This window comes from Clostridium sp. UBA4395, assembly GCF_002390995.1.
Taxonomy (GTDB): domain Bacteria; phylum Bacillota; class Clostridia; order Clostridiales; family Clostridiaceae; genus Clostridium_J; species Clostridium_J sulfidigenes.
Genome location: NZ_DGRF01000033.1, coordinates 26099 through 40781 on the forward strand (window position 1 = coordinate 26099; position 14683 = coordinate 40781).

Below are 14683 nucleotides of genomic sequence, written 5' to 3' on the forward strand. Positions count from 1 at the left end.
ATCTCTCCTATCTCCAACATACTTTATATATTAATTCACACAATCTTCTGCAACACTCACCATCTTCAACGATACCAACATCTTCATAGAATTCTCTTAGCTTATTTAGATAATTTTCTTTATTAAAAGAATTAATAACTTCTATTAATTCGTCGTTGGTACGTGCAATACTAAATGGTAATTTATATATATCAAAGTATAGTTCTCTATCTTTTTTTGTGTATATCTCAACATCTGGAACAAATAAAAAACACGGCTTATTAGTTAATCCAAAGTCAAATATTAATGAAGAGTAATCAGATATTAATACATCTGCTTCAGCTAATAACTCTTGTACATCATCGTAGCTTGTCACATCTATCACTCTATGTCCATATACAATTAATTTTGATTTTTCTACTAAATGTGGATGTAACCTAACCAAAAATATCCAGTTTCCTCCTAGAACATCTTGAAATTCTTCCATAACTCTTTCATAATCTAAATTGTAGACCCCTATTTCATTATGTTTTCTAAAAGTTGGTGCATATAAGATAATTTTTGTATCTATGGGTATTCTAAATTTATCCTTAATTCTATTTTCTACACCCAATTTTTTGTTAATTAATATATCAATTCTAGGTGTTCCGCATTCTAATATTGCTCCATCATACCAAAAAGCTCTTTTAAATATCTCTGTACTAAACTTACATCCTGATAATAGTAAGTCAATCTTTTTCGAATCAGCTTTAGCCATATCTATATATTTAGATTTCAAAGATCCTACTGAGTCTCCTTCAATCTTCTTTAGTCTTAGGGAACTATGCCATGTTTGCATATAGTATTGGTTTTTCCTTTTTTTAAATAACTCTGTGGTTCGAAAATTTGTAATTATTACTTTAGCAGTACATATTTCATAAAAGTATTTTAAGGAAAAATTTTTTACTACTCTTATTCCTTTTATATATCCCCTTAATGCCATATTATTGAAAGCCCAAACAATATCGTATTTATCCCTATAATTTTCTACAAGGTATTCAGAAATATATTTAGGATTACACCCATATTGATTACCATAATAACTATATATAAATATTTTATTTTTCTTTATAGGTAAATGATTAAAAATTCTTATAATTAATAGTGCTACATATTTTTTAAAATCTATATATATATCTGTCCACCTCATTTTTAAAACTCCTTTCATTTAAAGTCAATACGCTTCAAAGCTGGTTCTGCTACTTTTAGTTTCAATCTTTTTAAAATTTTATTAGTTAATACATATCCTTTATAAAGATAATAATTATTCTTAAATAAAATTAATCTTCTAGTTAATTCTTTATCTTCTTCTACTGCATTTCTTATTTCTGTGATATTATCTAAAATATAATCTTTTATTTCCTTTCGATAAAAAAAATCTTTATCTTTAATTTTATTATTATTCAGTAACTCATATTGCATCATACTAGCTTTTAAAATGGCTATATAAGATTCTTTTATAAATTTACTATAATGGTTTTGTATATAAGTATGTCTTTCCTTAAGTCCTCTTAGCATATCTAAATTTCTTATGCTATATGTTGAGACAATACTATCCTCCCTTTGTACGTAGTAGTAAAGGGCTTTATGATATATAACATATTTACTTACATTACTCATTATTAAATGAGTCCAAAATATATCTTCAAATATTACACCTTTTCTAAAGAATTGATCTTTTACCAAATCTGCTTTATATAACTTACCCCAAGCAAAATTCTTCACTTTTTCATTAATAATCAACTCTCTCATTAAGGATTCATTGTCTAATAAAACTAGATTATCTTGCTCATTATAATATCTATTATCATAAAGGAGATACTCATCATAAACATAGTAAAATCCACATTGTACAACATCTGCTTTATATCTTTTTATAATATTGATTAAAGAATTAATTGCATGAACATCAATCCAGTCATCACTATCCAAAAAGAATATATATTCACCGGTAATGTATTTCATTCCATAATTTCTTGCATCAGATAAACCTCCATTCTCTTTATGGAGAATTAATATTCTACTATCCTCATATGTATCTATAATCCTTCCACAATTATCTGGTGAACCATCATCTACAAGGATTATCTCAATATTTTTATAACTTTGATTTAAAATACTTTCTACACACCTTCTTATATATTTTTCAACCTTGTAAATAGGAACTATTATACTTACTAGCGGTTCCATATCTTCTCCCTTTCTTAAAATAGCTTATATATCTTTCCTAATTCTTCCATGTTGCCATAGTTACTCTTTCCACAACACTCTTCCATTTCCTTTTTTAAATGTCTGTCATTGTAAATATTTTCTATTCCAGAAGCTATCCCTTCTACTGATTTATTACATATTAATCCATCAACTCCATCTCTTAACTGACTTTTAGCCGTAGGATAGTTAGTAATGATTACAGCCTTTCCTAGTATTTGAGCCTCAGTAACAGTTACAGCTCGTCCTTCATACCTTGATGGCTGTACATATAAATCACAACCTTTCATATAGGGATATGGATTGATTTTTTTTCCTAGTATTATAAAATCTTTCTCAAGATGATTCTCTTTTATTAACTTTCTTATCATCCCCTCATCTCCCCCATACCCAACTACATACCACTTTATATCTGTAAACCCTTTATCATGCAATATTCTTAAAGCTCTAACTCCATTATCTATTCCCTTTGCCATTGACAATCTAGCTACTGATAGAAGCTTAAAGCCTTTTCCTTTACTTATATCATCTTCCACCTCTTCTTCAGCCATGAATCTTATAAACTCTGGAGATACAATATTCTCCATTACCACCACCTTATTTTTTAGTTTGTTATATTTCTTTAAAAAGGAATTTTTACATTCTTCCGATACAGCTACTATAGAATCAAATTTATTCCAAAGCTCTATATCCTCTATAACATCAGTATTAATACAGGAATAATCCGTATGAATCCAGGCTATCTTTTTCTTAGCCTTTACCTTATTAGCTACAAAATAATGTGGCCATAGGTAGCTTATAGCTACATCATACTCTTTATTTAAACAAGGTAAATATTTCAATGAAAATTGCCACATCCTCTGCATCTGTACATGTCCAGATTCTTCTAAACTATTTTTCTTAGCATATTTAGAAGCATCCATTCTAGCTTTAATACGTGCTAATCCTAAACTAATTTTTTTATCCTTAAACATCTCTAATATAGATTTTCGAAAGGTGGTGTATTCTTCTATCTCATCTAAAATGTTAAATTTACCCCTTAATAACTTCATAAAATCTCCTTTATGTCTATATAACATCAAATCTACATTATAATTGTTATAATCAAAGCTTTCTAACATATTTATAAGACTTCTCTCTACTCCCCCAACTTCCATATCAAAGGATGCTATTAGTACATTCTTCATATTTATTCCCTTCTAATTCTATTCCATATAATTTATATAGTTTACCTTTAACATCCTCAATTCTATATCCTTGAAACTCAAATGTTCTTTTTATTAACATCTTATCAACCTTGGATTGTTCTAACATTTTCATTACTGTATTACTCCAAATTTCTATACCTGCTTCAAGATTCAATCTCTTAAGTAGATCTAGATGTAAATCTGCTTCCGGCTGAATAGCCGTAGATGTTAAACATGGTACTCCTGAAGCTTGTGCCTCTAAAAGTACAAGGCCTAATCCCTCGTAGGTGGATGGTAATATAAATAAATCTATTTCCTTAAGTATGTTATTCACATCATCTCTAATACCTAACAGATGTATGTTATTCTCTAAGTTTAATTTTTTAATTTTTTCTTCTATAGGCCCCCTTAAGTCTCCATCACCAATTAAAATACATTTAAATTTAGGATTTATTCTCACTAAGTTTGACATTAAATTAATTAGAAAATTATGATTTTTGACATGAATAAATCTTCCTACATTTCCAATTAAAATATCATCATTGTTTATTCCTAATTTTTTTCTTATATAGCTACTACCTTCATTATTAATAAATCTTTCATAATCAATATAATTAGGTAATTTACAGTATCTATCATCTTTAAGTGTACTGTATCCAAATAAATACTCACCTGCTGCATCGCTACATGACAAAAAGTTTGTGGAAAACCCCTTTATTAATCCCTTCATTATGGATATGTATAATCTTTTTATTAGACTTTTACTACAATCATTAGTAGTATGGGCATGAGATATCCTTACCTTTACTCCAACTAATTTTGCAGCCAATACTCCCATTCCACAATTAAATAAAGTATGAGCATGAACAGCACTATACTCATCATCATTCTTTATAATCTTCATTAAATTTATTACGGATTTTATCACACCTACTTCACTTGGAGGATCTAACTTTATTATTCTTCCACCTAATTTTCTAATTTCTTCATCATAATAGCCTTCCTTATGGTAATAAGAAATAAAGTCAAATTGAATCTCCTTATAAACCTTTCTATACAAATTCATAAGCATAGTTTCAGTACCACCCACGTCCATTCCACCTACAATATGAAGCACCTTATTTCTTTTCATTTCTCATCTCTCCTTACTTTTCATCTATGATTGGGAGTATAATAAAAAATAGATTTTATATCTAAAACACTCTTATATTGCATATTAAGTCCTATCACTTGCTCTCTATAAAAGAATATTAGATAACACACTATGAACGCTAAATATATTGTTCGTCTTTGCTTACCCTCTAGACAATTCTGTATTATATACGGTAATAGTATAAAGTTATATAATTGTAAATATAATGAAAATCTATTAAATATCCAATTTGACATACCAAAGGCTACAAATATGCAATTTAAAAGAGCCATATTAACAAATACATTACTCTGTGGCCACTTTTCTTTTAGTTCATTCCTTTTTAAATATGCAAATATAATTGGAACCATGTTTACAAGGGTTCTCATTATACTTGATCCTCCTTCGTCAAAATCTGAATAATACCCATAATTAGTATTTTCTATAATCTTAAACAAGTAACTGCTTAGCACCTCATAAAAAAGAAGTCCTAATACAGCGATTCCAATTATCATGTATATTTTCTTTGACCAAGGTTTTAATCTTGCTATAAAATATATCGGAATCATAAATAGAGCTGATTGATGAATAGTTGAAATTATAAGTACACTTAATAAGTATTTTTTAAAGCTACCATCTATAATAAACTTTACGCATAGAAATAAAAGAGCTGCTGCTAAACACTGTCTCATCCCATTCATGGTAACTGTAAAATAACCTGCTGCTATATACATAAATATTTCTAGTTCTATATAACTCCTGTACTTGTTTAATACATAGACATTACATAGTTGAGTTATTAGAGCTACTACAAATACAATAGTTTGTGGATTATTGGAAAATTGAATTAAAATTAAATTTAATAAGACAAAACCATAGTCTCCATTAGCTTTAGAAAAACTATGATTTTCTACTAAAAGATTATAGGTGTGCTTATACATACCTGTATCTCCAATACCAGACCTTAGCCCTGAAAATAATACTAAAACCGAAACTACAAGAGAAATCCAAAATATAGCTATAAGCTTGTACTTTTTATCATTAGCCATTCTAGCAAGCAATGATAATATAAAAGTTGAAGCTAAGGTAGCATAATATATTCCCATTTTTTTCTCCTTTCTATAAGTTTCTTATATCTCTAGTTCTAAAGATTATATAACTATATAAAATACATCCCAGAGGAATAGCTGCTAACATAATCCCTTTGTAAGGAACCTTACTTAAAAAATTCTTATCCTTTACAATTAAACTACTAGATACATAATGGACACATTGTTTAAATCTGTATAATAAAGATGTATTAGGTATCTTTAAGTTTTCTATTCTATAGAAGCACCATCCCTTAGGATTATTTCTGTATTGTCTAAGCATATTCTTAGTAGACCCATCTTCCATGTATTCTACAATACAAACAGGTTCATTAACTAAAGCTAGTTTGTACTTCTCATCTAGTTTATGACACTTATAAGCTAGTCCTACATATTTCTCGTCTTCAAACTCTGGATATGGATATTTCTTTGTAAGCTCAGTCCTATATATAAGTTTTTTATCTCCTTTAATACCATATTTATGATATATATCAAATAAAGTAGCTTCCCTTAATTCTTCTGAAAACTTTGTTCCTATTATCTCACCAGTTTCATATAAATCAAGAGCTGCAATTCCTGCTATATTTTCTGCCTTTCTTTCTTCCCAAGCCTTTAGAATCTTTTCTACTCCATCATCTGTCATATAATCATCTGAATCTATACATATATTTAGTTCTGTATCAATATTTTCATAGGCAGTATTATGAGCACTATGCATACCGCCATTTTTTTTATATATATAATCTATTTGAAAATCTGCTTCCTCTTTCCAATTTATAATCAGCTCTTTAGTATCATCAGTTGATCCATCATCTATTACCAACCATTTGAAATTTTTATTTGTCTGTCTTCTCAAACTTTCATAACACTTATATATGAGTTCTTTTCTATTATAGGTTGGCGTAAAAACTGTTAAAATTGGTTTCATTAATATCCTCCATCCTAAATCATACTTTTTATATATCTGCTTTTATCTTCAAATAAATCACTTACTAATACTATCATAGACTTTTTCAATTTTCTTACAGTAGTTTTTTATATTATAGTTGGTTTTTATAAATTCACGTCCATTTTTCCCAAGATCAATTCTTAATTGTTTATCCTCTTTCAAATTTCTTAATTCTTCCATAAAGCTTCTATAATCTCCTGGCTTTATGAGCCTTCCTCTATGAGAGTTTATAACTTCACTTATACTTCCTACATCCATAGCTACAACAGGTATTCCAAATGACATAGCTTCCAGTATTACCATTGGAAGACCTTCGTAAAGTGAAGGTAGAAAAAACACATCTATAATAGGGAAAAAATCATATACATTTTCTTCAAATCCTGTAAATATAAAAAACTCACCCAATTCTAATTTTTTTACCATAGACCTAATTTCTTCTTCTTGTGTTCCGCTTCCAATTATGAAAATTTTTGTATCTATAAATTTTTCCTTATATTTATAAAATTCTTTTATAAAAGGTATAAGTCCCTTTTCTTCATCTAATCTACCTACAAATCCTATTACTTTTCCATTCTGTGGAATGATATATTTTGTAGCTATCCACTTCCTTTTATTACTTTTAAAATTTATTATTTCTTCTACATCCATAGCATTAGATAATATAGATATTTTTTCCCTATTAAGATAATTTGCATTTTCTTTATAAAAATCATATACAACCTTACCACAAGTAATATTGTAATCATATTTTGGCCTTAATAACTTATCAATACTACTATTTAATCCATTACTATTTATCCATGGATAGCAACTATGAATATGTGATATTACCTTTATATCTACTCCATATATACTCTTTACTAAATAAGCATGTATTGAAGCATTATTATCATGAGCATGGACTATTTTTATATCATTATCCCTTATAATATTTTTAAGATACTTCATATTTTTTAAAATATGCTTCTTAGAAAAACTTAAGGAATAGCTATTTATATTATTATCCTCAAAACTTTTTTTAAGCTTGTCCCCACCACATAGGACTATCGACTGATAATTAGTTAAATTCTTACAAATTAGCAGCACCATTTTTTCAGCTCCACTTAGCTTATTCATTGGTAATATATGAAGACACCTTTTCATATTTTTACATCCCTTCAATATATATTTTCATTGCTACTTATTAAATTCTAGTAATAAGTTATGCTTTATAAATTTATATTTTTTTCAGGCAAATAGTAGTCTTGTAAATCTAAAGTATCATATATATACTCCAACTCACTTATTACATTATTTAAATCATATTTCTGTATTTCCTTAGGTGTATTAAAGCTTCTATCTCCTTCTAAATAATATTCCTCTATAGCTCTTGCAGTAGCTTCATAATCTCCCACTTCTACTAGCTTACCTATACTTTCATTTTCTATAAGATCTCTTATTCCTCTTATATTAGTACCTATAACTTTTTTCCCATGTGACATAAACTCTATTATACTTTTAGGCAACCCTTCTCTATAGGAGAGTAATATCCCTATATCTGAAATTTTTATAAGCTCATTTATGTTTTCTCTATAACCTAAAAAACTTATATTTTTTTCTATTCCCCTTTTTACTATTTCCTCTTTTAATTCTTTTAGCCTATTTCCTTCGCCTACACTAATTGCCTTAATCTTTGGATATTTATCTTTTATAAGTTCCAACGCCTTTATAAGCTGAAGTTGGTTTTTATTATGATTTAATTCTGCTATCATAAGTATTATAAAATCATCTTTATCAAAAGAGAGCTTCTGTATATTAACCACTTCTGCCTTTAGTTCAGTCCGTCTAATATCCTCTATATTTATACCTACTCCATTAACTAAGTAACACATTTTAGGCTTTAACTTATTTTTAGTTATTTCATAGTCTTCATTATTAATATTTATTATTACATCTGTAAATCTAGCCATAAGCTTCTCCATAAGATAAAACATACACCATGCTATCTTAGGTGCGCCTTTATAAAAGTGATAGCCATGAGCTGTATATATAATTTTTATTTTAGGAAACAAAAGTTTTAATATTCTTCCGTATAATGCTGCTATAGGTGTATGAACATGGACAACATCATATTTATTTATCTTTTGTATAAATCTTAATCTCCAAAAGGCTTTTAAATTTCTTAAACTTAAAGGTTTTCTACAAAATGGTACATTGTATACTTTAACTCCTTTGGATATTAATCTCTTGTCTATAGGCTTATCTATAAAGCATGCGCAATCAACAACATATCCTTTATCTATTAACATTTCTATATGTGGAATTAAAAATGCATTAATTGTTCTACTTACTGTTGTTATATATAATATCTTTTTCATAAACTTCCTCTTCCCTTATGACCCTTGCAGGAACTCCTACAGCAGTACTATAAGCTGGGATATCCTTTACTACTACAGAACCAGCTCCTATTATTGCTCCCTTTCCTATTTTTAAATTTTGAATTACCGTAGAGCAGGATCCCATAAGTACTCCTTCTTCAATAATATCTCCTCCTGAAACATTTACGTTCCATAACAAGGATACATAATCTTTTATAATAGAATCATGACCAATACCACATTTAGGACTTATTATTACATGTTCTCCGATTTTAATATCTGTTGTTAAAATTGCTCCTTCATATATTATTGTCCCATGTCCCACAGTCATAAAATCATGTATGGATACTCTTGGATGAATTAAAGTTGCAAATTTAAATTTTCCCTCTAACTTTGAAACTATTTCTTTCTTTACTCTATAGTTTGATATAGCTACAACAACATATATGTCTTTACTAATGTAATTTAATAACTCAACATTTCCTATAATTCTATGTCCGTTTAAAGTTTTCCCTAAATTTGTTGGATTATCATCTAGGAATCCAATTATATTCCAAGTTGGTTTAAAATTATTAATTTGATTTATTATTAATGCAACTTCTCTTCCAACTCCTCCTGCTCCTATAATGATAACTTTTTTCATAGTAATTTCCTCTTTTTCATATTTAATAAAACGAATTTATGATAATTGGTTTTAAAGTCAAAGATTAATTTGCTTAATTTTACATTTTAAGCATTAACTTTTTTAGATTTATATTTTTCATAATTTCTTTTTCTTGATTTTTTATTAAAAAAACTCTTTTTTTCTTTAGGATAATATTTATAATAAGAATCTGTTCTCTTCATGTCGCAATTATTCAGTATACTTCCAACTACATTTGCATTTACCTTTTTTAATTCTTTATATGCTAAGTTAATATCTTTTTCTCTAGTTTTTCCATACTTCACAACTATAATTGTTGCATCTGCTTTACCTGCAAGAATGCTGGCATCAGTAACAGCTAGTAACGGTGGAGTATCTAATATTATATAGTCATAGGTACTTCCTATATTTTTTAAAAATCTTTCAAAAGTTTTCGAACCTAAAATTTCTGAAGGATTAGGAGGAATAGTACCTGATGATATTACTGATAGGTCAGAAGTAAATTCTTGTATAGATTCTTTTAAATTATCTTTATCAATTAAACAATCTGTAATTCCCTTTAAATTAGAAAGCCTAAATTTTTTATGTAAAGATGGTCTTCTAAGATCACAATCTATAATTAAAACTTTATTTCCACTTTCACTTAAACAAAGTGCTAAATTACCAGCAATTGTTGATTTCCCCTCTCCTGGTACTGAACTAGTTATTACAATGGTCTTTATTGTTTTATCAACAGATGAATATTTTAAACTTGTGCGTATGGATTTATAGGATTCAGCAGATATAGAATGTGGCATTTTATTGTATATAAACATTATTCTCTTCCTCCCTTAAATCCTTTTTCGTGCTTAGGTATATTTCCTAATACTGGTACTGGCAAAACTTTTTCTAATCTAGAGTTACTCTTAATAGTGTCATCAAGATAATCTATAAAAAATATTAATCCCAAAGAAAATATTACACCAAATCCGAAGTACATAAGCATTAGCTTCTTTTTATTAGGTACTATGGGATATACTTTAGTACTATCTATAATTCTAGGCTTAGCATCTGGAATTATAGTTTTTGCTTGCTCATTAAACTCTTCACATATAGCTGTTAGTACCTGTTCTGCTCCCTCCATATCACTAGTATTATATGTTACTGTAAATATAGGTGTATTCTCTGATGCAGAAAACCCTAATGAATTTTTCACTTCCCAAGACGACTTGTTAATTTTATATTTTTTCAATGTTTCATTTAAAAAATCATCTACCCTGATTATTTCATTAAAGGTATTCATAAATTCATTGTAATATTGAATTTCATTCTGAGAATAATAGTCCATTAGATTATTTCCTCTACCAACGTAAATTTTCGCTGTAGCTTGATAACTTGTAGTCATTAATGAAGCTTTATAACCACCTAAACATGATATAGCTCCAGTAATTAATATTAAAATCCAAATTTTTTTCTTTAGTAAATATACTATTTCATCAAAATTTATCAATTTTTCATCCATAAATTTCATCCTCCTTTAATTGCTTCCATTAAAGTATTCCATGGTAATATTATCATCTTGGTTTATTCCATCTTTTTTAATAACTTTATATATGGTCAAAAATAAAATTTTCAAATCTAAAAGTAGGGACCAGTTACACACGTACCATATATCTAATTTAAATTTTTCTGTCCATGATATAGCATTTCTACCATTAATTTGTGCCCACCCCGTAATTCCTGGTAGAACCTGATGCCTTTTTAACTGCTCTTGTGAGAATAAACTTAAATACTCTTTTAAAAGAGGTCTTGGTCCTACTAAACTCATATCTCCTTTTATAACATTTATAAGCTCTGGTATTTCATCAAGGCTTAATGCCCTCAGTGTTTTTCCTATTGTTGTATGCCTCTTTTCATTTGGTAATATCTTCCCATTTTCATCCTTTATATCTTTCATTGTTCTAAACTTAATCATTTTAAAAATCTTATTCCTTTTTCCTACCCTCTCCTGTATAAAAAAAATTGGTTTTCCTAATTTAATCTTTATTATCAGTGCTATAATAATTAACATAGGTAATAAAATAATAAGTCCTAATATTGAAATAGCAACATCAAATATTCTTTTTATAAACATATTATCCTCGAACTTTCTTAAATTTTATCTCTATCTTTTTAAATACAAATTTATAATTTAAATTTTATATTAAACAAATATAAATTACCTATAATTCCAAACTTTATTTAAATAATCCTTTTATAACATCTATTACCCTTTGTTGATCTTCAACTGTCATTTTTGTATCTGATGGAAGACAAATTCCTCTTTCAAATATATCTTCACATACACTTATACCTACATCATTGTGATTAAAAAAAACAAATTCTTTATAATAGGGTTGAAGGTGAATAGGCTTCCAAATATGCCTAGATTCTATATTTTCTTTTTCTAAAGATTCTATTATATCTATAGGTTTAATTTTGCATCCTTTAGATAAAGTCATCACACTAAGCCAATAATTTGATGTTCCATAGTCACAAATTTCTTCCATATCAATCCACGGAATATTCTTAAAATTTCTATCATAAAATTCAAAAATACTTTTTTTCTTAGCTATTCGTTGATTCAATATTTTAAGTTGACCTCTACCTACTCCTGCTAAAATATTACTCATTCTATAGTTATATCCAAGCTCTGAATGTTGATAATATCTAGCCTTGTCTCTAGCTTGAGTGGCCCAAAATCTTGCTTTCTCTATGGCATTCATATTATTTGATACAAGCATTCCACCAGCAGAAGTAGTTATTATCTTATTTCCATTAAAAGAGAATACTCCAAATTCACCCATGGTTCCAGTTTGCTTACCCTTATAAGTTGCACCTAATGATTCTGCAGCATCTTCTACAATAGGCACATCATAAAAGTTACAAATTTTTATTATTTCGTCCATATCTGAACTTTGACCATATAAATGAACTACAATTACCGCTTTAGGCTTCATATTTTTTTCTTCATAATATTCAAAAGCTCTTTTTAATGCTTTGGGAGACATATTAAAACTTTTAGGTTCTGAATCAATAAATACTGGAACAGCTCTTTCATATATTATTGGGTTACAACTTGCTACAAAAGTTAATGATGAACAAAAAACTAAATCATTATTTTTTACGTCTAATAGCTTCAACGCCATATGAATTGCTGAAGTTCCAGAGCTTAGTGCCAGGCATCTTTTTACTTTTACATAGTTTGCTATCTCATTCTCAAAGTTCTCTACATTAGGACCCATTGGTGCTATCCAATTAGTATCAAAAGCCTCAAGTACGTACTTAATTTCTTCCTCACCCATATGTGGGGATGAAAGGTATATTTTCCTTCTGCTATCTTCATTAATTATTTCACTAAGCCTAATCGGTTCTGTTAATTCTAAAGTCTCTTTACTTCCATCTATTTTGTTGAACTTTATTAATTGAATAATATCCTTGTTACTTTTCATATTTTCCACTATATACTTCGCCTCCTTTCATAGGATAATATGTGAAAAAATTCTTTCCTTATCCTTAAAACTTATATATTAAAATTCCTTACCACGAATCAATATTAAATTTTATTATCATAAAATCTGATTAAAATTTTTATTTGTGTATTAAATCCACTGTTTTTATATAAATAATTAACATATAGTTCTACATTACAATATTACCACTTTTTTACATTTGTTTCATTTAGTTTTCTTCGCCTTTTTATCCTAGAAAATAACAATGACCTTTTGCATGATACTTTATTTGTATGTATATGCACTTATTTATACATACTTCTACTTTATATAACTAATTATTTTAATAATAAAATTCTTCTTTCACCCTAAAGTTACATTAAAACTTTTATAATATTGTTTAAAAGTTTTAGTATATAGTAAAAGAGTGTGCCTACATTGCTATGACACACTCTAATAAAATTTATTTGTTGCACTACTCTCTACTTTAGTTTTATAATCTATGGTTAATGAAAATGATAAAATTTGGAGATAATTCATATTTTCATATAACAAATAGTTATATATTAAATTATTTATATATGTTAATAGGAAACTATATAAATAGTTAACTATTTGTTGTGGCTTCAAGGGTTTCAGAGATTTTCTTATTTTGAAAAAAGTAAAATTAGCTAATGATATTCTATCACTCTCGAACTAATTCTAATCTTTTATCCAATTTATCAACTAGTATAAGATTAGTAACCTCTACATTTCCTCTATTAATAACTATAAACCTTTTTAATCTATAATTTTATTGAGCTATATATACAGATTCTCTGTATAGTATGAGATTTTCATTAGAATTGTACTATTTAACTATTGTTAAAATTCATATATAATTTCATAATAATAATATATAAGTGTAAATATTACGGAAATTATAAATAAATGTTAATATTTATTTATAATTATTTACATTCCATTTTTTATATGGTACACTATATTTAAATTGTTAGATAATAATAATTATTAAATAATAACTTACTTTTAATGGTAATGTTATAGAATAAGAAAGTGGGGAATAAAGATGGGAAATCTAAAAGGAACTAAAACAGAAGCTAATTTAGCAACAGCATTCGCAGGAGAATCTCAAGCTAGAAATAAATATACTTTTTATGCTTCAAAGGCTAAAAAAGAAGGATATGAGCAAATTGCCGCTCTTTTCACTGAAACTGCAAATAATGAAAAAGAACATGCAAAAATATGGTTCAAACTTCTTCATGATGGCATAGGTGATACTATGGAAAACCTTAAAGATGCAGCTGCTGGTGAAAACTATGAGTGGACTGATATGTATGCTACTTTTGCAAAAGAAGCTAGAGAAGAAGGCTTTGATAAAATTGCAAACTTATTTCAAGGTGTAGGTAAAATTGAAAAAGAGCATGAAGAAAGATATTTAGCTTTATTAAAAAATATTGAAGACGGAAAAGTATTTGAAAAACAAGAAAAAGTGGTATGGCAATGCGCTAATTGCGGATTCATCTATGAAGGAGAAAAAGCACCAAATGCATGTCCTGTTTGTACACATCCTCAAAGTTACTTTCAATTATTAGCTAAAAACTATTAATATAAAAAAAGTGCCCTTGGCA

General features: G+C 27.8%; 14 protein-coding genes. 1 reads left to right on the forward strand and 13 read right to left on the reverse strand.

Annotated elements, in window-relative coordinates; translation table 11 throughout:
- Positions 1 to 7: 7 nt before the first annotated feature.
- From B2694_RS05100 to B2694_RS05160, 13 genes are all read right to left on the reverse strand, one after another.
- Positions 8 to 1168: a CDP-glycerol glycerophosphotransferase family protein gene (locus B2694_RS05100; RefSeq protein ID WP_346884820.1), complete on the reverse strand. Its 1161-nt coding sequence runs from the start codon at positions 1166 to 1168 to the stop codon at positions 8 to 10.
- A gap of 14 nt (positions 1169 to 1182) precedes the next feature.
- A complete protein-coding gene (locus B2694_RS05105) occupies positions 1183 to 2208 on the reverse strand; it encodes a glycosyltransferase family 2 protein (RefSeq protein WP_346884821.1) in 1026 nt (341 codons plus the stop codon).
- A 14-nt stretch (positions 2209 to 2222) separates the two neighbouring features.
- Positions 2223 to 3413: a glycosyltransferase gene (locus tag B2694_RS05110; protein WP_346884822.1), complete on the reverse strand. Its 1191-nt coding sequence runs from the start codon at positions 3411 to 3413 to the stop codon at positions 2223 to 2225.
- Positions 3385 to 4545 carry a glycosyltransferase family 1 protein gene (locus B2694_RS05115; protein WP_346884823.1) on the reverse strand — a complete coding sequence of 387 codons (1161 nt, stop codon included), beginning with the start codon at positions 4543 to 4545 and terminating at the stop codon, positions 3385 to 3387. The genes B2694_RS05110 and B2694_RS05115 overlap by 29 nt, the downstream gene beginning before the upstream one ends.
- 20 nt (positions 4546 to 4565) lie before the next feature.
- Positions 4566 to 5651 (reverse strand): EpsG family protein, encoded by a 1086-nt coding sequence (locus tag B2694_RS05120; RefSeq protein WP_346884824.1) that lies wholly within the window; start codon positions 5649 to 5651, stop codon positions 4566 to 4568.
- Positions 5652 to 5664: 13 nt separating this feature from the next.
- Entirely contained in the window at positions 5665 to 6561 is an 897-nt protein-coding gene (locus tag B2694_RS05125; protein ID WP_346884825.1) for a glycosyltransferase family A protein, read from the reverse strand.
- Between the two features lie 57 nt (positions 6562 to 6618).
- The gene (locus B2694_RS05130; protein WP_346884826.1) at positions 6619 to 7725 is read right to left on the reverse strand and encodes a glycosyltransferase family 4 protein; all 1107 of its coding nucleotides are present in this window, start codon (positions 7723 to 7725) and stop codon (positions 6619 to 6621) included.
- 65 nt (positions 7726 to 7790) lie between these two features.
- Complete coding sequence (locus B2694_RS05135; protein WP_346884827.1) at positions 7791 to 8939, reverse strand: glycosyltransferase family 4 protein; 1149 nt, start codon at positions 8937 to 8939, stop codon at positions 7791 to 7793.
- Positions 8905 to 9582, reverse strand: coding sequence for an acetyltransferase (locus B2694_RS05140; protein WP_346884828.1), 678 nt, complete (start codon positions 9580 to 9582; stop codon positions 8905 to 8907). The genes B2694_RS05135 and B2694_RS05140 overlap by 35 nt, the downstream gene beginning before the upstream one ends.
- Positions 9583 to 9668: 86 nt before the next feature.
- Positions 9669 to 10397, reverse strand: a complete 729-nt coding sequence (locus B2694_RS05145; protein ID WP_346884829.1) for a CpsD/CapB family tyrosine-protein kinase — start codon at positions 10395 to 10397, stop codon at positions 9669 to 9671.
- On the reverse strand, positions 10397 to 11083 hold the full coding sequence (locus B2694_RS05150) for a YveK family protein (RefSeq protein WP_346884830.1): 687 nt from the start codon (positions 11081 to 11083) through the stop codon (positions 10397 to 10399). The genes B2694_RS05145 and B2694_RS05150 overlap by 1 nt, the downstream gene beginning before the upstream one ends.
- Before the next feature lie 15 nt (positions 11084 to 11098).
- Positions 11099 to 11695 (reverse strand): sugar transferase, encoded by a 597-nt coding sequence (locus B2694_RS05155; RefSeq protein ID WP_346884831.1) that lies wholly within the window; start codon positions 11693 to 11695, stop codon positions 11099 to 11101.
- A 103-nt stretch (positions 11696 to 11798) separates the two neighbouring features.
- Positions 11799 to 12905 carry a DegT/DnrJ/EryC1/StrS family aminotransferase gene (locus B2694_RS05160; RefSeq protein ID WP_346884834.1) on the reverse strand — a complete coding sequence of 369 codons (1107 nt, stop codon included), beginning with the start codon at positions 12903 to 12905 and terminating at the stop codon, positions 11799 to 11801.
- 1216 nt (positions 12906 to 14121) lie between these two features.
- Here B2694_RS05160 and rbr point away from each other — a divergent pair.
- Positions 14122 to 14661 (forward strand): rubrerythrin, encoded by a 540-nt coding sequence (gene rbr, locus B2694_RS05165; protein WP_346884832.1) that lies wholly within the window; start codon positions 14122 to 14124, stop codon positions 14659 to 14661.
- The last annotated feature ends 22 nt before the right edge of the window (positions 14662 to 14683 follow it).